The 22,749-nt window shown below is 70.0% G+C and carries 21 protein-coding genes and 1 tRNA gene; 14 read left to right on the top strand and 8 right to left on the bottom strand.

Translation table 11 applies throughout. The features are described 5' to 3' along the window. The 5 genes from Q0Q23_RS12080 to Q0Q23_RS12060 all read right to left on the bottom strand — a co-directional run. Positions 1–688 (bottom strand): carbohydrate ABC transporter permease (locus Q0Q23_RS12080; RefSeq protein WP_295123862.1); only part of this gene is annotated, 688 nt, incomplete at its 3' end. Continuing rightward, complete coding sequence (locus Q0Q23_RS12075; RefSeq protein ID WP_295123859.1) at positions 685–1,668, bottom strand: carbohydrate ABC transporter permease; 984 nt, start codon at positions 1,666–1,668, stop codon at positions 685–687. The genes Q0Q23_RS12075 and Q0Q23_RS12080, both read right to left, overlap by 4 nt. Positions 1,669–1,672: 4 nt before the next feature. Further along, positions 1,673–3,004, bottom strand: a complete 1,332-nt coding sequence (locus tag Q0Q23_RS12070) for an ABC transporter substrate-binding protein (protein WP_295123856.1) — start codon at positions 3,002–3,004, stop codon at positions 1,673–1,675. Between the two features lie 69 nt (positions 3,005–3,073). Then, positions 3,074–4,237 (bottom strand): ROK family transcriptional regulator, encoded by a 1,164-nt coding sequence (locus Q0Q23_RS12065; RefSeq protein ID WP_295123853.1) that lies wholly within the window; start codon positions 4,235–4,237, stop codon positions 3,074–3,076. A gap of 108 nt (positions 4,238–4,345) precedes the next feature. Continuing rightward, complete coding sequence (locus tag Q0Q23_RS12060; RefSeq protein WP_295123849.1) at positions 4,346–5,341, bottom strand: SDR family oxidoreductase; 996 nt, start codon at positions 5,339–5,341, stop codon at positions 4,346–4,348. 160 nt (positions 5,342–5,501) lie between these two features. On the opposite strand from Q0Q23_RS12060, the gene Q0Q23_RS12055 reads away from it, so the two are divergent. From Q0Q23_RS12055 to msrA, 4 genes are all read left to right on the top strand, one after another. Continuing rightward, positions 5,502–6,704 carry a mechanosensitive ion channel family protein gene (locus Q0Q23_RS12055; RefSeq protein WP_295123846.1) on the top strand — a complete coding sequence of 401 codons (1,203 nt, stop codon included), beginning with the start codon at positions 5,502–5,504 and terminating at the stop codon, positions 6,702–6,704. A gap of 169 nt (positions 6,705–6,873) precedes the next feature. Beyond that, positions 6,874–7,743, top strand: a complete 870-nt coding sequence (locus Q0Q23_RS12050; RefSeq protein ID WP_295123865.1) for a type IV toxin-antitoxin system AbiEi family antitoxin domain-containing protein — start codon at positions 6,874–6,876, stop codon at positions 7,741–7,743. 37 nt (positions 7,744–7,780) lie between these two features. After that, positions 7,781–8,239: a peptide-methionine (R)-S-oxide reductase MsrB gene (gene msrB, locus Q0Q23_RS12045; protein WP_295123843.1), complete on the top strand. Its 459-nt coding sequence runs from the start codon at positions 7,781–7,783 to the stop codon at positions 8,237–8,239. Then, positions 8,239–8,751 (top strand): peptide-methionine (S)-S-oxide reductase MsrA, encoded by a 513-nt coding sequence (gene msrA / locus Q0Q23_RS12040; protein WP_295123840.1) that lies wholly within the window; start codon positions 8,239–8,241, stop codon positions 8,749–8,751. Before msrB ends, msrA begins: the two co-directional genes overlap by 1 nt. A 99-nt stretch (positions 8,752–8,850) precedes the next feature. Here the strand turns inward: msrA and rlmC are convergent, their stop codons facing one another. Further along, a complete protein-coding gene (gene rlmC, locus Q0Q23_RS12035) occupies positions 8,851–9,975 on the bottom strand; it encodes a 23S rRNA (uracil(747)-C(5))-methyltransferase RlmC (protein WP_295123837.1) in 1,125 nt (374 codons plus the stop codon). 128 nt (positions 9,976–10,103) lie between these two features. On the opposite strand from rlmC, the gene Q0Q23_RS12030 reads away from it, so the two are divergent. Genes Q0Q23_RS12030 through Q0Q23_RS12015 form a run of 4 tightly spaced genes read left to right on the top strand, consistent with a single transcriptional unit; the run spans position 10,104 to position 14,234 of the window. Then, on the top strand, positions 10,104–10,889 hold the full coding sequence (locus tag Q0Q23_RS12030) for a DeoR/GlpR family DNA-binding transcription regulator (protein ID WP_295123834.1): 786 nt from the start codon (positions 10,104–10,106) through the stop codon (positions 10,887–10,889). Further along, positions 10,886–11,833 carry a 1-phosphofructokinase gene (locus Q0Q23_RS12025; RefSeq protein WP_295123831.1) on the top strand — a complete coding sequence of 316 codons (948 nt, stop codon included), beginning with the start codon at positions 10,886–10,888 and terminating at the stop codon, positions 11,831–11,833. The genes Q0Q23_RS12030 and Q0Q23_RS12025 overlap by 4 nt, the downstream gene beginning before the upstream one ends. Before the next feature lie 29 nt (positions 11,834–11,862). Next, positions 11,863–13,935, top strand: a complete 2,073-nt coding sequence (locus tag Q0Q23_RS12020; protein WP_295123828.1) for a PTS fructose transporter subunit IIABC — start codon at positions 11,863–11,865, stop codon at positions 13,933–13,935. Positions 13,936–13,964: 29 nt separating this feature from the next. Next, positions 13,965–14,234 carry an HPr family phosphocarrier protein gene (locus tag Q0Q23_RS12015; protein WP_295123825.1) on the top strand — a complete coding sequence of 90 codons (270 nt, stop codon included), beginning with the start codon at positions 13,965–13,967 and terminating at the stop codon, positions 14,232–14,234. Between the two features lie 77 nt (positions 14,235–14,311). On the opposite strand, the gene Q0Q23_RS12010 is transcribed toward Q0Q23_RS12015, so the two are convergent. Continuing rightward, a tRNA-Arg gene (locus Q0Q23_RS12010) sits at positions 14,312–14,384 on the bottom strand. 72 nt (positions 14,385–14,456) lie between these two features. Then, positions 14,457–15,065, bottom strand: coding sequence for an iron ABC transporter ATP-binding protein (locus tag Q0Q23_RS12005; protein WP_295123822.1), 609 nt, complete (start codon positions 15,063–15,065; stop codon positions 14,457–14,459). 100 nt (positions 15,066–15,165) lie between these two features. Between Q0Q23_RS12005 and argS the strand changes: the two genes are divergently transcribed. From argS to thrB, 6 genes are all read left to right on the top strand, one after another. Continuing rightward, on the top strand, positions 15,166–16,869 hold the full coding sequence (gene argS / locus Q0Q23_RS12000) for an arginine--tRNA ligase (protein WP_295123819.1): 1,704 nt from the start codon (positions 15,166–15,168) through the stop codon (positions 16,867–16,869). 4 nt (positions 16,870–16,873) lie between these two features. Continuing rightward, entirely contained in the window at positions 16,874–17,677 is an 804-nt protein-coding gene (locus Q0Q23_RS11995; RefSeq protein ID WP_295123816.1) for a DUF2993 domain-containing protein, read from the top strand. Between the two features lie 138 nt (positions 17,678–17,815). Next, positions 17,816–19,231, top strand: a complete 1,416-nt coding sequence (gene lysA, locus Q0Q23_RS11990; RefSeq protein ID WP_295123813.1) for a diaminopimelate decarboxylase — start codon at positions 17,816–17,818, stop codon at positions 19,229–19,231. Next, a complete protein-coding gene (locus Q0Q23_RS11985) occupies positions 19,228–20,601 on the top strand; it encodes a homoserine dehydrogenase (RefSeq protein WP_295123810.1) in 1,374 nt (457 codons plus the stop codon). Before lysA ends, Q0Q23_RS11985 begins: the two co-directional genes overlap by 4 nt. After that, positions 20,601–21,707, top strand: coding sequence for a threonine synthase (gene thrC, locus Q0Q23_RS11980; RefSeq protein ID WP_295123807.1), 1,107 nt, complete (start codon positions 20,601–20,603; stop codon positions 21,705–21,707). Before Q0Q23_RS11985 ends, thrC begins: the two co-directional genes overlap by 1 nt. Next, positions 21,704–22,666, top strand: a complete 963-nt coding sequence (thrB, locus tag Q0Q23_RS11975; protein WP_295123803.1) for a homoserine kinase — start codon at positions 21,704–21,706, stop codon at positions 22,664–22,666. Before thrC ends, thrB begins: the two co-directional genes overlap by 4 nt. Positions 22,667–22,749 lie beyond the last annotated feature (83 nt).

Below are 22,749 nucleotides of genomic sequence, written 5' to 3'. Positions count from 1 at the left end.
AGTTGAAGAACATGAAGATCGCCGTCGCCGCGATGCCGGGCTTCGCCATCGGCAGGACGACCCTCCACAGCACGCCGAACTCGCCGTTGCCGTCGATCCGGGCGGCGTCGGAGTACTCCGACGGGATCGTCAGGAAGAACTGGCGCAGCAGGAAGATCGAGAAGGCGTCGCCGAGCAGATTCGGGAGGATCAGCGGCCAGAGCGTCCCGGTGAGGCCGAGCTGCGACCACATCACGTAGATCGGGATGGCCGTCACCTGGGGAGGCAGCAGCATCGCGACGATGATCGCCGTGAACAGGACCCCGGAGCCGCGGAAGCGGATCTTGGCCAGTGCGTACGCTGCCGGCACCGACGAGATGAGCATGAACGCCGTCGCCAGGATCGCGTACATCGCCGAATTGGCGAACCACTGCGCGAGCGGCACGGTGGTGAAGACCGTCACGTAGTTCTGCCAGACGAACGGCTGCGGCCACAGGGAGGCCGTGAGCGTCTGAGTGCTCGACATCACCGAGGTCAGGAACACGAAGACGACGGGTGAGACGAACAGCACCGCAAGCACGATGAGCACGGCGTGCTCGGCGATCCAGCCGAGTACGCGCCGGGCGCGCAGCGAGCGCGGACCGCGGATCCGTCGCTGCGGCGGGGCGGAGGGGGCTGGAGCCTGCGGGGTGAGGGTGGCGGAGGTCATTGGGCGCCTTCCGGTGTGAACGCCTTGAAGCGGCGCAGGAGCAGGAGCAGGATGACCGCCGCGACGACGAACAGCAGCACGGCGAGCGCGGAGGCGTAGCCGAGCTGGTACGTACCGAACCCGCGCACGTACAGCCACTGCGTGTAGGTCAGGAGGGAGTTGTCGGGGTAGCCGAGCGTGTTGCCGATGCCCTCGCCGACCACGGCCTTGCCGCTGGCGACCGAGGAGGCGACGGCGGCCTCCGTGAAGTACTGGATCGCGGCGATGACGCCGGTCACCACGGCGAACAGCAGCACGGGCGAGATGCTCGGCAGTGTGACGTACCGCACCTTCTGCAGTCCGCCCGCCCCGTCGAGGGAGGCCGCTTCGTACTGCTCGCGCGGCACGTCGAGCAGGGCGGCCAGCAGGATGATCATGATGTCGCCCATCACCCAGATGCCGAGCAGCACGAGCGACGGCTTCGACCAGGCAGGGTCGTTGAACCACAGCGGACCCGTGATCCCGAACCAGGCGAGCACCTGGTTCACCGGTCCGGTCCCCGGGTTGAACAGGAAGACGAACGCCACGACGCTCGCCACCGGCGGCACCAGGGCGGGCAGGTAGAAGATCGTGCGCCAGATGCCCGAGGCCCGTCGTGCACGCGCCAGGAGCCCGGCGACGATGAGCGCGAACCCGGTCTTCACCGGCACCCAGATCACGACGAACCACAGGGTGTTCAGGGTGGCGGTCCAGACGTTCGGGTCCTGCGTGAACAGGTACTCGTAGTTGCGGAGGCCGATCCACTGCGGCGGCGAGATCAGGTCGAACCGGGTGAAGGAGTAGTAGATGGAGGCGATGAGCGGGTAGACGAAGAAGATCGCCAGCCCGAGCAGCGCGGGGGCGAGCAACGCGAGCGTCACCAGGTTGCGGCGCCGCCGGCCCCGGGAGGACCGCGTGGGACGGGCGGTCGCCCGCCCCACGCGCTGAGCGGTTGTCGTCACGAGCTCACGGACCCGTCGAGAGCGCGAGGGCGTCGTTGATCTGCTTGTCGACCGACTTCAGTCCGGCGTCGATGTCGCCGCCCTGGCTCTGGTACTTGTTCCACCAGTCCTGGAAGGTGTTCTGGTAGCCGGCGCCGAGCGGGCTCGCGGGGGTGGTCATCACATTCTTGTTCGACGCGATGTCGAGGAACGTCTTGAACTGCGGCGAGACCTCCAGTTCGGGGGAGTTCAGCGCGTCCTTGGTGGTCGGAACGTTCTTCAGGCCGTTGGCGAGCTTGACGACCGCACCGGTGTCGGTGGTGAGGTACTTCAGCAGGGCCCAGGCCAGCTCCGGGTGCTGGGACCCTTTGGAGATGCCGATGATGTTGCCGGTGATGTAGCCGCCGCCGTAGAGCTCGGTGTGGTCGTCGGCCGTCGGGAACGGCGCGGTGCCGTAGTCGAGATCCTTCGACTGGTCGTCGATGAACGCCGTCCGGTACTCACCGTCCATGTTCATGGCGACCTGGCCGGTCTGGAACGCGTTGTCGGCCGAGAACTCCTGACCGAGACCGGAGGTGAAGGCGTTGAGCTTGTCCCAGCCGATCTTGTCGACGAACGCCTTCTGCCACGCGATCAGCTCCTTCCAGCCGGGTGACGACGAGATGGCGCTGGTGCCGTCGGCTTTCAGCCACTCGGCGCCCGCGGCCGGCCCGTAGTGAGCGGCCGAGTTCTCGTACCAGCCCATGGTCGGGTTGAAGCCGAGGGTCTTGATCGAGCCGTCCGGGTTGAAGGTGGTGAGCTTGTCGGCCATCGACTCCAGCTCGCTGAGCGTCTTCGGCGGCTCGGTGAAGCCGGCGGCCTGCAGCAGCTTCTTGTTGTAATACAGACCGTAGACATCGGCGAGCATCGGCATCGCGCAGCGGTTGCCCTTGAACTCGGTGTACGACTTCACGGTGTCGCTGAACTGGCTCATGTCGACCTTGTCGCGCTCGATCACCTTGTTGAGCGACCGGAACGCGCCGTTCGAGCAGAAGTTGCCGACGATGTCGGTCGAGTAGGAGAGACCGACGTCGACTTTGCTGCCGGTGGCGATGGCCTTCTGCAGTTTCTCGTCGTCTTGGCCGGAGTGCACGTCGACGGTGATCTTGGGGTACTTCTTCTCGAAGTCGTCGACGACCGACTGGATGACCTTGGCCTCCCGGTCGGAGAAGAAGTGCCAGAACGAGACGGTGCCCGACAAGTCGGTCGGCGTGCTGTCCTGGAACGACGTTCCGGCCGAGCCGCCGGAGCAGCCGGCCAGGGTGAGCGCTGCCGCCGCGGCGACCGCGGCTGCTGCGATGAGCTGACGATGTTTCACAGGTGGTTCCTCACTGATCCTTCTCGTGATGCCGGGTGGACGGTGTGGTGCGGAGGTGTCGGCTGCGCCTTATCCGGCGATGCGCGACACTTCGTCGAAGAGCGCCTCGCGGACCTCGCCGAGGAGGTGCTCGCGCGCGCCGCGGAGGACGGGGTGGGTGGGGACGCCGGTGGCGACGACGGCCCGCTCGCCCCAGTCGGCTCGCAGTTCGCCGGCGACCAGCTCGGCGAGCCGCGGGCCGAATGCGGCGCCGGTGGGGCCGCCGAGCACGACGAGCTCGGGGTCCAGCAGGGCGAGCACGGGCACCACGCCGAACGCGACGCGCTGGGCCAGCTCGGACACGAGCGCCTCGGTCGCGGCTTCCGGCCCGTGGAGGTCGTCGGTCAGACCGCGCGCGGCGGCGAGTCCGGCGACGGCCGGGCCGCCGATGAGGTCCTGCAGGTCGGCTGCATCGGGGTCGAGCCGGGTGGCGGACCGGGGGATGGGGAGGTAGCCGATCTCGCCCGCTCCACCGGAGGCACCGCGGTGGACGGCGCCGGCCTGATCGACGGCGAGGCCGAGACCGTCTCCCATCCACAGCAGGGCGAAGCCGCCCGCGTCGACGCCTGCGCCCTCGCGTCGCTCGGCGACGGCCGCGAGGTTCACGTCGTTGTCGATGTGGACCGCGATCCCGAGGGCATCCTCCAATCGGCGCCGGATGCCGCGCTTGGGCCAACCGGGGAGCGTCTCGATGTAGGTGAGCTCGTCGGTGCGCGGGTCGAGTGCGCCCTGCACGCCGACGCAGACCGCGCGGACGCGTTCGGCGTCGACGTCGGCCGCGGCGCACGCCGCCTCGATCGCGAGCCGGAGGTCGGCCTCCGGGGTGCGGGCGGCCTCCGGAGGGAGCGCGAGCGGCGTCACGGCGATGGGATGCTCATCCCCGGCGGCGTCCACGACGGTCGAGCGCAGGGATACCGCGTCGATGTCGACGGCGACCCCGAGCATCCGGTCGGTGCGCACCGCGTAGCCGGCGGCGTTGGGTCCTCGGCCTGCGGAGACCTCGCCGACGACATGGATGAGACCGGCCGTCTCGAGCCGTGACACCATCTGCGCGGCGGTCGGCTTGGAGAGCCCGGAGAGCTCGCCGATGCGCGTGCGGGTGAGCACACCGTGCTCGAGCAGCAGCGCCAACGCCGTGCGGTCGTTGGTCTCGCGGAGCCACCCCGGGGTGCCCCGGACGGGTCGGTCGGCCATTGTCATCCCCTCGTCGGAACGATGTCGTGGCCAGAATGTATCAGGAAAGTTTCTTTATAGTAAAGAGTCCGAGCGAAATTATTTCGAGGGGCACGGAGGCGGGAGTGCTCAGACGACCGAGCGGGCGTGGTCCACGAGCCGGTCGAACGCCGCATCCAGATCGGGGTCGACGTTCTGCCGGGAGGCGTCGGCCAGATACCACTCGACGATCTCGCCCGCGCCGTGGGCGAACGGCACGCTCGCCTGGTATTCCGGCACGAGCGCCTTGACCTTGGCGTTGTCGAAGTGCATCGAATGGGCTTTGTCGCCCAGGAGGCCCGGTCCGAGGTCGGGGAGGGCGGCGGCGATGGTCTCGCTCGCGACGTGCACGAGCTCCGCCTCGACGCCCAGGGCCTCGGCCAGGTAGCAGTAGATCTGGTCCCAGGTCGGCGCTTCGTCTGACGTGATGTGGAACGAGTCGCCCACGGCCTCCGGGCGGCCGAGCAGCCCGACGAACGCGACGGCGAAATCGGTGTTGTGCGTGATCGTCCATCGGCTGGTGCCGTCTCCGTGCACCACGACGGGGGCGCCGCGGCGCATCCGCTCCAGGTCGGTCCAGTGGCCGCTGGTCGGGATCATCGTTCGGTCGTAGGTGTGCGACGGCCGCACGATCGTGACGGGGAAGCCGCGGTCGCGGTAGGCCTCGACCAGGAGGTCCTCGCAGGCGATCTTGTCGCGCGAGTACTGCCAGAACGGGTTGCGCAGCGGCGTGGACTCGGTCACCGGCATCCGCGCAGGCGGGGTCTGGTACGCCGAAGCCGAGGAGATGAAGACGTACTGCCCGACCCGGCCCTCGAACAGGTCGAAGTCGGTCGCGATGTGCTCCGGGGTGAACGCGAGGAATTCGGCGGCGACATCGAAGCTGCGCTCGCCCAGCACCGCGTGCACGCTCTCCGGGTCGCGGATGTCGGCGTGCAGCACCTCCACACCCTCCGGCAGCGGCCGCAGTTCGCTGTTCCCGCGATTGACGACCGTGACCTCGTGGCCCTTCTCGAGAGCCCGGGCGACGCACGCGGAGCTGATGACCCCCGTGCCGCCGATGAAGAGTGTCCGTGTCGCTGCCATGTCTCTCCTTGCGTCTTCGCCGGCTTCCGCCGGAGCCGATTCCCCCGAGCCCCAGAAGACTCACACTAACGCGGTCGGGGCTGCGAGGTTAAGGCCTGCCGCCGTCGGCGCGTACAGTGCAGGGCGTCCGCACGACCCCTGAGCGAAGGAGCAGCCCGACGTGTCCCTGCGCAGCCTGCCCGCATTGGTGATCGCGTGTGTGATCGCGATCGTCGTCGCCATCGCGGTGACCGCGATCGTCGCCCTGGCGCTGCGCGCTGCGGGGCGACGACGGCAGTGGCCCGCCCTCCTGGTGAAGCGCGCCCGGGTGCCGTTCCGGCTGTTCCTCGCGGTGGTGGTGCTGTGGATCGCCGTTGCCGTGACGCTGCCGCCGCAGGTGACGCCCGGCTGGGCGGAGATCATCCACCACACGTTCCTCATCCTGACGATCGCAGCGGGCACCTGGTTCTGCGCCGCGCTGCTCGTCTTCGTGGAGGACCTCGGGCTGGCGCGCTACCGCCTCGACGTGCCGGACAACCGCTATGCGCGGCGGGTGCACACCCAGGTGCTGGTGCTCCGGCGGCTGACCGTGGTCGCCGCGGTGGTGATCGGGCTCGCCGCGATCCTGCTGACGTTCCCCGTGCTCCAGGCCGCCGGCGCCAGCCTGCTGGCATCCGCCGGGATCATCGGCGTGATCGCCGGTGTGGCGGCGCAGTCGAGCCTGGCGAACCTGTTCGCCGGCATCCAGCTCGCCTTCAGCGACGCGCTCCGCATCGACGACGTCGTGGTCGTCGAGCAGCAGTGGGGGACGATCGAGGAGATCACGCTCACCTATGTCGTGGTCCACATCTGGGACGACCGGCGACTGGTGCTGCCCTCCACCTACTTCACGACGAAGCCCTTCGAGAATTGGACGCGCCGGCACAGCGAACTCCTCGGCTCGGTGGAGTTCGACCTGGACTGGCGGGTGTCGCCGTCGGGGATGCGCGCCGAGCTGAACCGGATCCTGTCGGCGACCGACCTGTGGGACGGCCGCACCGGGGTGCTGCAGGTCACCGACGCGACGCAGGGCTGGGTGCGTGTGCGCGTGCTGGTCACCGGCCGGGACGCCCCGACGCTGTTCGATCTGCGCTGCCACGTGCGCGAGCGCCTGGTGGACTGGATGCAACGCTACTCGCCGGCTTCGCTTCCGCGCCGCCGCGTCGAGATGGTGGAGCCTCCCGAGCAGCAACTGCCGACCTCTCGTGCGCGCAGCGCCACCGAGGCCGAGGGCCGCCTCTTCGGCGGCACCCCCGAAAAGGAGCAGCGAGCCTCCCAATTCACCGACGCCACCCCAATCGTCCCCCCACCCCCACCCTCTCCCCACCCCCCACCCCCCGAATAGGAGATTGCGCGTCGACGCACTCGCAATCTCCTCCCAGGCGCCCAACTGCAGGAGATTGTCGCGCGGGTCTCCTCTCGTGAACAGACGCCCTCCGGGGTCGCTTCTCCACAGATTTCGGGCGAAGCGCGCGCCGACGCCGGCTCCGCACCAGCATCGAGACGTGACCTGGATGAATCAGCTCCGCGCGCTGGGCGGCGCAGCGACGACCCACCAGCTTCGGATGGCCGGCGCCACGCCTCCCGAACTGCGCGACGCCGTTCGGGAGGGCGTCATCCGGCGGCTGCGCCCGGGCGTGTACGTTTCGCCCTTGCTGGGAGGCGCCGCGTTGGATGCCGTGCTCGCCGGGGGCCGGCTCTCGTGCGTGACCGCCAGCGAGAGCTATGGGCTGTGGGCGGGGACGGACCGTCGTACTCATCTCTTGCTTCCTCCGAACGGCCACGCCCCGCCTGCTGAGGTCGTGCGGCACTGGCGGCGATGCGAGCGGCACGACGAGCTCTGGCGGGTGTCGTTGGCGGATTGTCTTCGCTCGGTCGCCCGCTGCGCCGATCACGAGACGGCTGTCGCGGTTTTCGATACGGCTTTGACAGCGGGGGTGGTGACGCGCAGCGGACTCCACGACATCCTCGAGGATCAGCCGCGCGCGGCGCGCTCGCGTGCCGAGTTCGCGCGGGCGGGGTCCGACTCGGGGGTGGAGTCGCTTGTCCGTCAGCGCCTGGAGCACGCTGGTCGGCACGTCGAGCAGCAGGTGCACGTGCCCGGAGTGGGCCGCGTCGACATGCGCGTGGATGGCGAGCTCTACCTCGAGATCGACGGATTCGCGTTCCATTCCGACCGAAACGCCTTCGAGCGGGATCGCCGACGAGACGCGGTGCTGGAAGCACGCGGTGATCGCCGACTGCGCATCACAGCGAGTCAGGTCCTCCGCGAATGGGCGGCCGTCGCGTCGGTGATCGATGCCGCCCTCCCGATCCGACCACCCTCAGCGAACTCACAGCAACGCCGGGACCATCCCGGCCGCTCCCGCTGTTCTCCTTACTGACGGCGCAGCAGCCAGCGCGCCGCACTCAGGAGGAAACGTGACACAGGACTACCGCAAGAGCCAGGACGCCGTCGCTCGGCTCACCCCCGCGCAGTACGCGGTCACCCAGGAGGCGGCCACCGAGCCCGCCTTCCGCAACGAGTTCTGGAACAGCCACGAGGCAGGACTCTACGTCGACATCGTGTCGGGGGAGCCGCTCTTCGCCTCGGTGAACAAGTACGACAGCCGCTCGGGCTGGCCGAGCTTCACCGTGCCGGTGGAGCCTGCGAACATCGTGGAGAAGACCGACCGCACGTACGGGATGATCCGTACCGAGGTGCGCTCCGCCCACGGCGACAGCCATCTCGGTCACCTGTTCGACGACGGGCCCGCCGAGGCAGGCGGCCTGCGCTACTGCATCAACTCCGCCGCCCTCCGCTTCATCCCGCTCGCTGAGCTGGAGGAGCAGGGCTACGGCGACTACACCCGCCTTTTCGAGAACGAGGAGAAGCACTGATGACGACAGAGAAGGCCATTCTGGCCGGAGGATGTTTCTGGGGCATGCAGGACCTCATCCGCAAGCGTCCCGGCGTGGTGAGCACGCGCGTCGGGTACTCCGGCGGCGACGTCCCCAACGCCACCTATCGCAACCACGGCACGCACGCCGAGGCGATCGAGATCGAGTTCGACCCCGAGCGCATCAGCTACCGCGACCTCCTGGAGTTCTTCTTCCAGATCCACGATCCGTCGACGAAGAACCGCCAGGGCAACGACGTCGGCACCAGCTACCGCTCGGCGATCTTCTACGAGAACGACGAGCAGCGCCGCGTGGCAGAGGACACCATCGCCGACGTGGACGCGTCCGGTCTCTGGCCGGGCAAGGTCGTCACCGAGGTGGAGCCGGCCGGCGCGTTCTGGGAGGCCGAGCCCGAGCACCAGGATTACCTGGAGCGCATCCCGTGGGGGTACACCTGCCACTTCGCGCGTCCCGACTGGAAGCTCCCGCGCCGCGAGGCGGCGGCGAGCTGATCTCCCGTCCGATCGAAGGCCCGCGTCTCTTGAGAGGCGCGGGCCTTCTCGCGTCCCGACCGTGGGCCCGCCGCCCGCGAGCGCTCCGCCGATGAGGGCTCAGACCCGATCGAGCAGCACCGCGACCTCCACGTGCCCGGTCTGCGGGAACATGTCGAGCACCCGGCCGGTGCGGATGCGGTAGGACGGCATTCGGGCGAGGTCTTTCGCCAGGCTGGTCGGGTTGCAGCTGGAGTAGACGACGTGAGGCACTGCGGAGTCCTCGAGCCAGCCCGACAGTTCGGCCCCGATCCCGCGCCGCGGCGGGTTGACGATCACCAGCTCGGGCGCGGTCTTCGCAGCGAGGGCGAACGCGGTCGCATCGCCCGCGCGGAACGCCACGTGCGGCAGGCCTGCAGCGGCAGCCGTCGCGCGGGCACTGCGCACTGCTTCGGCGCTGGTCTCGACGCCCACGACGCGCCGTCCCGCCCCGGCGACGTTGAGCGCGAAGCCGCCGACGCCGCAGTACAGATCCCAGACGCTCGACGGCGCAACCTCGTCGACCCATTCGGTGACCTGCCGATACAGGCTCGCGGCGACCGCCGTGTTCGTCTGGAAGAAACTCTGTGGACGCAGGCGCAACGGGATTGCGCCGACCCGCATGACGAGCGACGAGTGCGGTGTCAGCACGATCTCGATGTCTCCCTCGACCACCGCCTTGTGTTCCGGCTGGAGGTTGGCCGTCACGACCACGGCCGTCGGGAGCGCCGCGAGCAGGTCGTCGATCCTCGCGCGGATGCGGTCGACGGCCGCCTCCGTCCGCACCACGAAGCGCACCATGAGCTCGTCGTCAGGGGAGTGGGTGACGAGAACGTACTTGAGTTCCCCACGTCGTTCCGGCACGTTGTACGGCTCGAGGCGCGTGCGGGTGATGAAGTCCGCGAGCACCGGCAGCGCGGCGCGCACGCCCGGCGCGCAGATCCCGCATTCGCGCAGGTCGACGCCGCGGCCCGCCTCGTCGAGAATGCCGATCGTCGGCGCGTCGACGGTTCCGGAGACGACCATCTTCGCCTTGTTGCGATAGCCGGACTCGGCGCTGGCGACCGGCGGCAGCCAGACCGCGTCGCCGTAGGGCGCCAGCAGGTCGCGTGCGTGGCCGTCTTTTCGGGCCAACTGGTCGCCGTACGGGACGCCCATCAGCGTGCACGAGCGGCACACGCCGGCGTCGAAGTACGAACAGTCCATTCCGCGAACGATTGTACGTGGCCCACCTCACGACGATGGTGGCACCATCCCACAGAGAAACACTCAAATCCATATTGCTCTGTGTTGTTTCGTGTTGTATTGTGTTGGAAGTCCAAAGGAGGCGGCAGGTGTATGCAATGGAGCGTCAGGAGCTGATCGAACGGCTCCTCCTCGAAGAGGGCCGGGTCGCCGTGGTCGATCTCGCCGAGCGCTTCGGTGTCACGACCGAGACCGTGCGCCGCGACCTCGACGCCCTCGAACTGGCCGGCGCCCTGCGCCGGGTGCACGGCGGCGCTGTCGCCATCGATCGCGCCAGCACCGCGGAGGCCTCTGTGATCGAGCGCAGCGGGCTGCGCGCCGACACCAAGCTCCGCATCGCAGCCCGGGCACTCGACGCCCTCGGCGACGGCTTCCGCGGCTCCGTCTACCTCGATGCGGGAACGACCACCGGCGCCGTCGCGCAGCTTCTTCCCGCCCGGCTCTCCGCCAGCGGGGGAGACGCGGAGGTCGTGACCCACTCGCTCACCCTCGCACCGGCCCTGGCCGCCGCCGACCGGGTGTCGCTGACCGTCGTCGGCGGCCGCATCCGCGGGGTCACGGCTGCGGCGGTCGGCGCGTCCACCGTCCGCGCGATCCAGTCGCTGCGGCCCGACATCGTCTTCGTCGGCGTCAACGGCGTCTCGGCCGGGTTCGGCCTGAGCACGCCCGATCCGGAGGAGTCCGCGGTCAAGGAGGCCATCGTCCGCGCCGCGCGCCGCGTGGTCGTCGTGGCCGACGCATCCAAGTTCCAGCAGGAGTCCCTGGTCTCGTTCGCCGCGCTCGACGCGGTAGACGTGCTGGTCACCGACCGCTCGCCGGAGGGCGAGCTGGCGGACGCTCTCGCAGCCGCGGGCGTCGAGGTGTGGTCGGCATGATCGTCACCCTGACCGCCAACCCGTCCCTGGACCGGGCCGTGACCCTGAGCGCGTCGCTGCGGCCCGGGGAGGTGCAGTCCGCCGCGTCCTCGCGCGAGGACGCCGGAGGCAAGGGAATCAACGTGGCACGCGTCGTCACTGCAGCAGGCGGCGGCGCCCTCGCCGTCCTCCCGCTGGCCGACGACGACCCGTTCGGCGTGGTGCTGCGCTCGACGGCCCTGCCCATCCGTCCGGTCGCCATCCACGGCCACGCCCGCGCGAACCTCACCATCACCGACCCGGCCGGGGTCACCACCAAGCTCAACCTGCCCGGCGTCGCCCTGGACGCCGCGGATGCCCGGGTGCTGGTGGAGGCCGTGGTTGACGCGTGCGCGGGGGCCGATTGGCTCGTCCTGGCCGGTTCGCTCCCTCCGGGCGTCGGCGACGACTTCTACGTGACCGTCATCCGCGCGGTGCGCGGCCGCTGGGGCGACGCGGCCCCGAAGGTCGCGGTCGACACCTCGGGCGAGGCCCTGCGGGCTGCCGTCTTCGAGGCGAGTCCCGAGTTGATCAAGCCCAATGAGGACGAACTCGCCGAGCTGACCGGCGCGATGCTCGACACCGACGACCTGCCTGCGGCGGTGCTGACGCTGGCCGAGGGACTCGTCCCCGACCGGGTCGGTGCCGCACTGGTGACGCTCGGCGCCCGCGGCTCCGTGCTCGTGACCCCCGAAGGCGGCTTCGTCGCCGCCGCCCCCCGCATCCGCGTGCAGAGCACGGTCGGCGCCGGAGACAGCGCGCTCGCCGGTTACCTGCTCGCCGAGCTCGCGGGTGCGACCCCGCCCGAGCGGCTGGTGCACGCGATCCGCTACGGCTCCGCCGCCGCAGCCCTGCCCGGCACGCAGGCGCCCCGACCTGCCGACCTGTTCTCCGGCGACCTGCCCGTCGCCGCGCTCCACCCCTGATCTCCCGCACCGACACACTGGAGGAAACCGTGTCATCGAAGACAATCACTCCCGAACTCGTGAGCCTCGACCTGGGGCCCGTCGACGACAAGAGCGACGTCATCCGCGAACTCGCCGCCCGCGTCGTCGCCGAAGGCCGAGCCACCGACGCCGAGGCGCTCTACGCCGACGCGTGGGCGCGCGAGCAGAAGGACGAGACCGGGCTGCCCGGCGGGATCGCGATCCCGCACGCGAAGAGCCCGTCGGTCACGATCCCGACGCTCGCGTTCGCCCGGCTCGAGCCGGGCGTCGACTTCGGCGCATCCGACGGCCCAGCCGACCTGGTGTTCCTGATCGCGGCGCCGGCCGATGCGGCGGAGGCCCACCTCGCCGTGCTGTCGAAGCTCGCGAGGAGCCTGATGACCGACGACTTCACCGCCGGTCTCCGGGCTGCGACGACACCCGAGGACGTCGTCGCGCTCGTCGACGACGCGATCGGGGAGGGCGACGGCCCGCACGGCGCTGCAGCCCCGGCTCCGGTCGAACCGGCTCCCGCCGCCGCTGCGGCCGACGGGTTCCTCATCGACGGGCGTCCCGCCCGCATCGTCGCCGTCACCTCGTGCGCGACCGGAATCGCCCACACGTTCATGGCGGCCGACGCGCTCACCGCCGCCGGTCCGAAGAACGGTGTCGAGCTGGTCGTCGAGCCTCAGGGTTCGAGCGGCTACCAGGCGCTGCCGCAGAGCGTGATCGATGCTGCGGACGCCGTGATCTTCGCGAACGACGTGGACGTGCGCGAGGAGGCGCGCTTCGCGGGCAAGCCCGTGGTGCGCTCCACCGTCAAGCGCGGCATCGAGCAACCCGACCAGCTCATCGCCGAGGCGGTCGCCGTCGCGGCCGACCCCCGGGGGGCCCGCGTGAGCGCGTCCGGTGCGTCCGCAGCGACCGCGTCCGCCGTGTCGCTCTCGTGGGGCGCCAACCTCAAGCGCATCCTGCTGACCGGCGTCAGCTACATGATCCCGTTCGTCGCCGGGGGCGGCCTGCTGATCGCGATCAGCTTCCTCCCGTTCCTGGGCGGCTACGGCATCGCCCTCGCGCACGGCGATTCGGGCATGAACAACGCCGTCTACACGCTGACCCACTACGCGATCTGGAATCTGCCGCCCGACGGGCTCGGCTACTACCTGGGCGCCATCGCCTTCCAGATCGGGAGTCTGAGCCTCGGCTTCCTGGTGCCGGCACTGGCCGGGTATATCGCCTTCGCCATCGCCGACCGTCCCGGTATCGCCCCCGGCTTCGTCGCCGGCGCGATCGCGGTCTTCATGAACGCCGGCTTCCTCGGCGGCCTGATCGGCGGCCTGCTCGCCGGCTACGCGGCGTGGCTCATCGGGCGGCCCGCGGTGCCGCGCTGGCTGCGCGGCCTGATGCCCGTCGTGATCATCCCGCTCGGAGCGTCGATCATCGCGTCGGGCCTGATGCTGCTGATCCTCGGCGCACCGATCGCGTGGCTGATGACCCAGCTGACGAACTTCCTGAACGGCCTCTCGGGTGCCGGCGCCATCTTCCTCGGGATCATCCTCGGCCTGATGATGTGCTTCGACCTGGGCGGGCCCGTCAACAAGGTGGCGTACGCGTTCGCGGTCGCGGGTCTTGCCCAGCAGACCGACGCGAGCTTCCACATCATGGCTGCGGTCATGGTCGCCGGCATGGTGCCGCCGCTCGGGATGGCACTCGCCTCCACGGTGCTCTACCGTCGTGGCTTCACGCAGGTCGAGCGTGAGAACGGTGCGGCCGCCTGGCTGCTGGGCGCCTCGTTCATCTCCGAGGGAGCGATTCCGTTCGCGGCGGCCGACCCGCTGCGCGTCATTCCCGCGAACCTGGTGGGCGGCGCCGTCGCCGGCGGGCTGGCGATGGCGTTCGAGGTGAGCTCGCGGGCCCCGCACGGCGGCATCTTCGTCTTCTTCGCCATCGACCCGGTCTGGGGCTTCCTCGTCGCTCTCGCCGCAGGAACGCTCGTCACGGCCCTGCTGGTCGTCGGTCTGAAGCGGTTCGCGGCTCCCCGCGTCGCGGCGCCCGAGACCGAAGAGGCCGGGCAGCCCGTCCCGGCGACCGTCGCCGCGTGAAGTCCACGACCCAGGAACAGGAGACCCCCATGACCGAACGAACCGCCACCGTCGCCAGCAGCTCCGGCCTCCACGCCCGCCCCGCGAAGCTCTTCGTGCAGGCCGTGCAGGAGAAGGGTGTGCCCGTGACCATCGCCGTCGGCGACGGCCCTCAGCTCAACGCCGGCAGCATCCTGTCGCTCATGGGTCTGGCGGCCGGCAAGGGGACCGTCGTGACGTTGCGTTCGGAGGCCCCGGACGCCGAGACTGCGCTCGACGAGCTGGTCGCACTGCTCGAGACGGACCTCGACGCACAGTAGCCGCGCGGCCGACACGCGAGAAGCCCCGTCCGAGTGGACGGGGCTTCTCGTGTCTGGTGCTCCAGGTGGAGTCGGAGTGCCCCCAGTAGGATTTGAACCTACGGCCTTCTGCTCCGGAGGCAGACGCTCTATCCCCTGAGCTATGGGGGCCAGGAGTGCCCGTCCAGGCTAGCAGCTTTTCGGGCGGCGACCGTTCAGCGCGACGCGGCTGCGGGCCGCGAGTCAGCTCGCCGGAAGGTTGCCCAGGACGCTCTGCATCAGCGGGGCGGGGTCGCCCGGCTCGGTGAACGTGGTCGACTCCGCGACGATCCAGTAGGGGCCGCGGAAGATCTGGACTTGACCGGAGGCTCCGGCCTTGAAGTATCCCTCGACCTGCGGCGGGGTTCCGTATGTGGGCACGGGCTGCGCGGCGGTGATGGCCTCGTTCTTCAGGTTCTCCAGCTGGTCGGCAGGGGGCTGGGCCACCGCGATCTGCACGATGTCGCCACTGGTCTCGTTCTGCCAGCCGCAGGCGACGCCCTTCCAGTCCACGATCTTGCGCTCGAGACTGCTGGACGCGGTGGTGTAGTTCGGGGCCTTCGTGAAGTTGGGGTTGTAGGCGTAGATCTGGTCGGGGGTGAGCAGCTGGTCGCAGGTGAGGGTGACCGGCGTGGGGGGCATCGTCGGTGTCGGCGTGGGCGTCGGGGTCGCGATCGGCTTGCTCGTGCTCCCGCCCCCGGCGGATGCCGACGATGTGGGGGCCGGCTTCGCCGTGGGAGTGCACCCCGCGAGCGTGACGGCGGCGGCCGCGAGTGCGAGTGCGGCGAGGGTCCTGACGGTGTGCTGCTGCATGCTGGTTCGGCGTCTTCCGTGTCGCGGGCGGGCGTGTCGCATCGCACCCTATCAAGCGACGAGACGGGTTCACTGCAAGTCACGGATAGAATCGTTAGCCATGACTCCCGCTGATCTCTCCGCCTCCCTGCTCGCCATCGTGACGACCGTGGTGGACCGGCGACGCGAGGGTCGTGACGACCTCCCGGAGCTCGCCATCACGGTCGACGACATCCCGCTCGAGCGGCCCAAGAACCGTGAGCACGGCGACTGGTCGTCGAACGTCGCGATGCGGCTCGCCAAGCGCGTCGGCGCCAACCCGCGCGAGCTCGCCGGCGAGATCGCCGAGGCCGCAGCCGGCATCGACGGCGTGGCGTCCGCCGAGGTCGCCGGCCCCGGTTTCATCAACTTCCGGCTCGACGCGGCCGCCGCCGGGCAACTGGCGAAGACGATCGTCGAGGCCGGCGACGCTTACGGCCGCACCGATCTGTACGCCGGGCTGCTCGTCAACCTGGAGTTCGTCTCCGCCAACCCGACGGGGCCGATCCACCTGGGCGGCGCGCGCTGGGCCGCCGTCGGCGACAGCCTCGCGCGCATCCTCCAGGCCGCAGGTGCCGATGTTACGCGCGAGTACTACTTCAACGATCACGGCTCGCAGATCGATCGCTTCGCACGCAGCCTCCTGGCCGCCTACCTCGGCGAGGCGACGCCCGAGGACGGCTATGGTGGCGCCTACATCGGCGAGATCGCCGGCGAGGTCGTCTCGCGGGCGGCCGCCGACCCCCGGATCGGCGACCTGGCGGTCCTGTCGCGGGAGCAGCAGCAGGAGGTGTTCCGAAGCCTCGGCACCGGCCTGATGTTCCAGGAGATCAAGGACCGCCTGCACGCCTTCGGCGTCGACTTCGACGTGTACTTCCACGAGGACTCGCTGCACGAGTCGGGCGCTGTCGAGCGGGCGATCCAGCGTCTCGACGAGGCCGGACACATCTTCGAGGCCGACGGTGCCATCTGGCTGCGCACCACGACCTTCGGCGACGACCGCGACCGCGTGATCGTGCGCTCCAACGGCGAGCCGGCCTACATCTCGGGCGACCTCGGCTACTACCTCGACAAGCGCGAGCGCGGTTTCGAGCAGAACATCATCATGCTCGGCGCCGACCATCACGGGTACATCGGCCGCATGATGGCGATGGTGGAGGCCTTCGGCGACGTCCCGAACGAGAACCTCCAGATCCTCATCGGCCAGATGGTCAACCTGGTCAGAGACGGCGAGCCGGTCAAGATGTCGAAGCGTGCCGGCACCATCGTCACGCTCGACGACCTCGTGGAGGCCGTCGGTGTGGACGCCGCCCGCTACTCGCTGGTGCGCTCGTCGACCGACTCGCAGCTCGACATCGACCTCGACCTGCTCACCAAGCGCAGCAACGAGAACCCCGTCTACTACGTGCAGTACGCGCACGCCCGCACCAGCTCGGTTGCCGCGAACGCGGCCAAGGCGGGCGTGGACCGCAGCGTCTTCAAGCCGGAACTGCTCACCCATGAGACCGAGAGCGCGCTGCTCGGAGGCCTGCAGGAGTTCCCGCGGGTGATCGCACAGGCGGCGGAACTGCGTGAGCCGCACCGGGTCGCGCGGTACATCGAGGAGGTCGCCGGCCTCTACCACGCCTGGTACGCCGTGCGCGACGGCTCGACCCGTGTGCTCCCGCACGGCGACGAGCCGGTGACGGACGCCCACCGCACGCGTCTGTGGCTCAACGACGCGACCGGCCAGGTGGTCCGCAACGGCCTCGCCCTGGTGGGGGTGTCCGCTCCGGAGCGGATGTGACGCGATGAGCGATCGACCAACCGAAGTGATCGGCGACGCGCCGGCGCCGGCCGTCGTGCCGCCGCGCCGCCGTCCGGGGTGGCTGAAGCCGCTGCTCTGGACGGTCGGCTCCATCGTGGTCGTGCTGGTGCTGCTCGTCGTCGCCGACGCGGTCACCCGTGCTGTCGCCGAGCAGCGGGTCGCCGCCGAGATCGAGAAGAACCTCCCGAGCTCGGTGCAGGCCGACGTGCAGGTGCACATCGGCGGCTTCTCGGTGCTCGGGCAGTTCCTCGGGGGCAGCTTCGAGAGCGTCGAACTGGATGCCCCGCACGCCACCGTGAACGGAGCGCCGCTCAGCGCCTCCATCCACGCGACCGGCGTTCCGGCCGACTTCAGCAAGCCGGTCCAGTCGGCCACGGGCACTTTGAGCATCTCGCAGGACTCGCTGAACAAGCTCGTGACGATCCCGGGTGCGAAGGGCGACATCACGCTGGGCGACGGCGTGATCGGCTACGACGGCACCATCGACCTGCTCGGTCTGCCTGTCGACTACACGGTCTCGGCGACGGCGAAGGCCGCCGGAGACACCGTCCTGCTCACCCCGGGCAAGGCGACCGTCTCGGCCGGTTCGGGCAACGTCAACATCACCCGGCTCATCCAGGCGCTCACCGCGAACGGCCCGTTCCCGGTGTGCGCGGCGCAGTACCTGCCCGAGGGCGTCACGGTGACCGACATCACCGTCATGCCGCGGCACGCCACGGTCACCCTGAGCGCGTCCGACTTCGTCATGAACGAGGAGTTCCTGCACAGCAAGGGCAGCTGCTCGTAACACGGCGAACGGCCGGGGGCGGCCTCGGTAGACTGCTTACACTTCTCCACCGGCTTCAGGGGCCAATCCGGGCCCGCTCGCCAGAGAGAACCCCACTCGACTGTACGTGTGTCCCTTTGTACTCGTGAGGTTGTCCCCATGGCATCGAATCCGCTCGCGCCGCCGTGGCTGCGCGTGCCCGACGACGCGAACGCGCTCGTCCCCGGTCTCTGGTCGCGCACCGTGCGCCGCACGGGCGGCGCGATCGAGGTGGGCGGGGTCGCCGTCACCGAGCTCGCCGAGCGCTACGGCACGCCGCTCTATGTCGTCGACGAGCGGGAGGCCAGGGAGCGCGCCGTCGAGGTGCGTTCAGCACTGCAGCGCGCATTCGCCGAGGTCGGCTCCGCCGCCAAGGTCTATTACGCGGGCAAGGCCTTCCTCTCGATCGAGGTCGCCAGATGGATGACCGCAGCGGGCCTCAACGTCGACGTCTGTTCCGGAGGCGAGCTCGCGGTGGCGCTCGCCGCCGGGGTTCCTGCCGAGCGGCTCGGCTTCCACGGCAACAACAAGTCGCCGGCCGAGATCGACAGGGCGGTTTCCGTCGGTGTCGGAGCCGTGATCATCGACAGCCTGCAGGAGATCGACCGCGTGGCCGAGGCGGCATCCCGTCACGGCGTGGTGCAGCGGGTGCGGCTGCGGGTGAACTCGGGAGTCCACGCGCACACGCATGCCTTCCTCGCGACCGCCCACGAAGACCAGAAGTTCGGCATCGCCCTCGATGACGCCGTGGACGCGGTCGCCCGCATCCGCTCGCACGCCGCCCTCGACTTCCTCGGGCTGCACTGCCACATCGGCTCGCAGATCTTCGGTGCGGACGGTTTCGCGGAGTCCGCCGCCCGCCTCCTCACCGTGCACAAGCAGCTCCTGGAGGGCGGCGAGGTGCCGGAGCTCAACCTCGGAGGCGGCTTCGGCATCGCCTACACGAGCGTCGACGACCCTGCGCCGATCGACGACCTGGCCCGCAGCGTCGCGCAGACCGTCGCCGCGACCTGCCAGGACCTCGACATCCCCGTGCCCGCCGTGGCGTTCGAACCCGGCCGGGCGATCATCGGAACGGCCGGTCTCACCCTCTACACCGTCGGGACCACCAAGGATGTGACGGTGTCTGCGCAGGACGACGGGGAGACCGCTGTCCGCCGCTATGTGAGCGTCGACGGAGGGATGAGCGACAACGCCCGGCCTGCGCTCTACAGCGCGGACTATTCGGCTCGCATCGCCTCCCGCGAATCCGCGGCGCAGCCCACCCTCGTGCGGGTGGCGGGCAAGCACTGCGAGAGCGGTGACATCGTGGTCGACGCCGAGTACCTGCCCGGTGACGTGACGCCGGGAGACCTCCTCGCGGTGCCGGCGACGGGCGCCTACTGCTGGTCGCTCGCCAGCAACTACAACCACCTCGGCCGCCCCGCGGTGGTCGCGGTGCGCGACGGTGCCGCCCGCGTCATCGTGCGCGGAGAGACCGAGGCCGACCTGCTGGCGCGCGATGCCGCCTACGACGACGGGAGCACCGAGCGATGATCGAGTACCGCAACCTCCGGGTGGCTCTCCTGGGAGCCGGCTCCGTCGGTTCCCAGGTGGCGCGACTCCTCCTGGAGCAGGGCGATGAGTTCGCGTCGAGGGTGGGCGCCCGGCTGGAGCTCGTCGGCATCGCCGTTCGCGACGTGGACGCGCCGCGCGACGCCGACCTCCCGCGCGAGCTGTTCACGACCGACGCCCGGTCGCTCATCCTGGGAGCCGACATCGTCGTCGAGCTCATGGGCGGTGTCGAGCCCGCTCGCGGTTACGTCCTGGAGGCCCTCAACTCGGGAGCGGACGTGATCACGGCGAACAAGGCTCTGCTGGCGACGCACGGCCCTGAGCTGTTCGACGCGGCCGAGCAGGTGGGTGCGCAGCTCTACTACGAGGCCGCCGTCGCCGGGGCGATCCCGATCATCCGGCCGCTGCGCGACAGCCTCGCCGGCGACACGGTGACCCGCATCCTCGGCATCGTCAACGGCACCACGAACTTCATCCTCGATCGCATGGACTCCACCGGCGAGACCCTTGCCGACGCACTCGCGACCGCGACTGCGCGCGGCTATGCCGAGGCCGATCCGACCGCGGACATCGGCGGCTACGACGCGGCGCAGAAGGCGGCCATCCTGGCGAGCCTTGCGTTCCACACGACGGTCCCGCTGGAGCGCGTCTACCGCGAGGGCATCACCTCGGTCACGCGCGAGCAGGTCGACGCGGCCCGGGATGCCGGGGCGGTCATCAAGCTGCTCGCGATCTGCGAGCGGCTCACCGACCCGGAGACGGGGGAGGAGGGCGTGTCCGCTCGCGTCTACCCGGCCCTGATCAGCCGGGAGCACCCTCTCGCCGCGGTGCGCGGCGCCCACAACGCGGTCTTCGTGCAGGCCGCCGCGGCCGGCGACCTCATGTTCTACGGCGCGGGTGCCGGCGGCGTCGAGACGGCGTCCGCGGTGCTCGGTGATGTCGTTTCCGCGGCGCGCCGGCACGTCGTGGGCGGGCCCGGTGTCGCGGAGTCGACGCACGCCGGCCTGCCGGTGCTCGACATCGGCCGCGTGGTCACCCGCTACCAGATCACCCTCTCCGTCGAGGACCAGCCCGGCGTGCTGGCGACGGTCGCCCGGATCCTGAGCGACGGCGGGGTGAGCGTCGAGACGATGCAGCAGTCGGTGCCGGCCACGACGAGCGCCGTCGTCCTCCCCGGGCTCTCCCCATTGCAGAATGCGGCGTCGATTCACGGCCCGGGCGCCCCCACCGCTACCCTGGTGATCGGCACCCACGAAGCCGAGGAGGCCGCGCTCGCGGCCACCGTGGAGGCGCTCGCGGCCAGCGATGTGGTCACCGCCGTCTCTTCCGTTCTCCGAGTCGAAGGATCTTAATGCCCGAGAAGTCCTACAGCCGTCAGTGGCGTGGCGTCCTGCGCGAGTACGCGGACCGTCTGAACATCTCCGAGGCGACCCCGATCGTGACGCTCGGCGAAGGCGGCACCCCGCTCCTCCCCGCTCCCGCCCTTTCCGCGCGCACCGGTGCGAACGTCTTCGTCAAGTTCGAGGGCATGAACCCTACGGGGTCGTTCAAAGACCGCGGCATGACGATGGCGATCTCGAAGGCCGTCGAGCACGGAGCGAAGGCCGTCATCTGCGCCTCGACCGGCAACACCTCCGCGTCGGCTGCGGCGTACGCCACCCACGCCGGTATCCAGGCCGTGGTGCTGGTTCCCGAGGGCAAGATCGCGATGGGCAAGCTCAGCCAGGCGATCGCCCACAACGCGCAGCTGCTGCAGGTGCAGGGCAACTTCGACGACTGTCTCGACATCGCCCGCGACCTCGCGACGAACTACCCGGTGCACCTGGTCAACTCGGTCAACCCCGACCGCATCGAGGGTCAGAAGACCGCGGCCTTCGAGGTGGTCGAGGTGCTGGGCGACGCCCCCGACTTCCACATCGTGCCGGTCGGCAACGCCGGCAACTACACCGCGTACCACCGCGGCTACACCGAGGAGCTGCAGCGCGGCGAGTCCACGAAGCTCCCGCGCATGTTCGGCTTCCAGGCGGCGGGCAGTGCGCCTATCGTGCTCGGCCACGCCGTCAAGGAGCCCGACACGATCGCCACCGCCATCCGCATCGGCAACCCCGCGTCGTGGGAGCTGGCTCTCAACGCCCGCGACGACAGCGAAGGCTACTTCGGGGCCATCGACGATGCGGGCATCCTCGAGGCGCACCGCATCCTGTCGGCCGAGGTCGGCATCTTCGTCGAACCGGCCAGTGCGATCAGCGTCGCCGGCCTGCTGGAGCGTTCCGCCGCCGGCGCCATCCCCGCCGGTTCGACCGTGGTGCTCACCGTCACCGGTCACGGCCTGAAAGACCCGCAGTGGGCGCTTCGGACCGCCGACGGTTCCGACGTGCAGCCGACCAGCGTGCCCGTGGACGCCGCCGCGATCGCCGACGTGCTGGGGCTCGCCGCGAACGCCGGAGCATCGGCGTGAGCCCTCGCACCGTCGACCTGCGCGGCCGCGCGGTGGCGGTGAAGGTCCCGGCGACCAGCGCCAACCTCGGCCCTGGTTTCGACACGCTCGGCCTGTCGCTCGCGCTCTACGACGAGCTCCGGGTGTCGGTCCGCGAGGAGCCGGGTGCGACCGTCGAGGTGTCCGGGGTCGGAGCCGGCGAGGTCCCGACCGACGAGAGCAACCTCGTGGTGCGCGCGATCGCGCACACTTTCGAGTCGGTGGGGATCGCGATGCCCGGACTCGACCTGTTCGCGCGCAACAGCATCCCGCACGGCAGGGGTCTCGGCTCGTCCGGCGCGGCCATCGTGTCCGGCATCATGGCGGCCAAGGGACTCCTGGAGGGCGTGGTCGAGTTCGACGCGCAGGCCCTGCTCGCGCTGGCGAACGACATGGAAGGCCACCCCGACAATGTGGCGCCTGCCCTGTTCGGCGGCCTGACCATCGCCTGGGTCACCCCGGACGGCCCGCGCTTCAAGAAGCTGATCGTGCACCGCGGCGTCTCGCCCCTGGTCCTCGTGCCGGAGCACGTCATGTCCACCGCTCTCGCGCGCAGCCTGCAGCCGCAGTCCGTGCCGCATGAGGACGCGGTGTTCAACGTCTCGCGGTCGGCGCTGCTGGTCGCGGCTCTCATCCAGAGCCCCGAGCTGCTGCACGCCGCCACCGAGGACAAGCTCCACCAGAGCTACCGTGCCTCTGCCATGCCGGAGACCGACCGGCTGATCACCCTCCTGCGGTCGAGCGGGTTCGCCGCTGTGGTCTCGGGGGCGGGGCCGTCCATCCTCGTGCTCTGCAGCGACCCGGGTCAGCGTCTGGCCGCTGCCGAGCTGGTCGCCCGCGAGGCGCAGACGGCCTGGCAGCCGCTCATGCTCGCGGTCGACTTCAAGGGCGCGACGGTGACCGCCGCACCCGTGGACGAGGCGGACACACCGGCCGCGTAGCGTCAGAAACGCCCGGTACGAAGTGGTAAACTGTTCGGGCACCCGTGAAGTACCGCGTCACGAGCGATTCACGCTTTCGGGTG

Source organism: uncultured Leifsonia sp. (genome assembly GCF_945957465.1).
Lineage (GTDB): Bacteria > Actinomycetota > Actinomycetes > Actinomycetales > Microbacteriaceae > Leifsonia.
Note: the sequence above shows the minus strand (reverse complement) of the source record. Positions and strands in the feature narration are given on the sequence as shown.

Coding starts and splice junctions, on each gene's coding strand:
- Q0Q23_RS12065 (WP_295123853.1), bottom strand. CDS start 4,237: ATGGCCGACCGACCCGTCCGGGGCACCCCGGGGTGGCTCCGCGAGACC.
- Q0Q23_RS12060 (WP_295123849.1), bottom strand. CDS start 5,341: ATGGCAGCGACACGGACACTCTTCATCGGCGGCACGGGGGTCATCAGC.
- Q0Q23_RS12050 (WP_295123865.1), top strand. CDS start 6,874: ATGAATCAGCTCCGCGCGCTGGGCGGCGCAGCGACGACCCACCAGCTT.
- msrA (WP_295123840.1), top strand. CDS start 8,239: ATGACGACAGAGAAGGCCATTCTGGCCGGAGGATGTTTCTGGGGCATG.
- rlmC (WP_295123837.1), bottom strand. CDS start 9,975: ATGGACTGTTCGTACTTCGACGCCGGCGTGTGCCGCTCGTGCACGCTG.
- Q0Q23_RS12025 (WP_295123831.1), top strand. CDS start 10,886: ATGATCGTCACCCTGACCGCCAACCCGTCCCTGGACCGGGCCGTGACC.
- Q0Q23_RS12015 (WP_295123825.1), top strand. CDS start 13,965: ATGACCGAACGAACCGCCACCGTCGCCAGCAGCTCCGGCCTCCACGCC.
- Q0Q23_RS12005 (WP_295123822.1), bottom strand. CDS start 15,065: ATGCAGCAGCACACCGTCAGGACCCTCGCCGCACTCGCACTCGCGGCC.
- argS (WP_295123819.1), top strand. CDS start 15,166: ATGACTCCCGCTGATCTCTCCGCCTCCCTGCTCGCCATCGTGACGACC.
- Q0Q23_RS11995 (WP_295123816.1), top strand. CDS start 16,874: ATGAGCGATCGACCAACCGAAGTGATCGGCGACGCGCCGGCGCCGGCC.
- lysA (WP_295123813.1), top strand. CDS start 17,816: ATGGCATCGAATCCGCTCGCGCCGCCGTGGCTGCGCGTGCCCGACGAC.
- Q0Q23_RS11985 (WP_295123810.1), top strand. CDS start 19,228: ATGATCGAGTACCGCAACCTCCGGGTGGCTCTCCTGGGAGCCGGCTCC.
- thrC (WP_295123807.1), top strand. CDS start 20,601: ATGCCCGAGAAGTCCTACAGCCGTCAGTGGCGTGGCGTCCTGCGCGAG.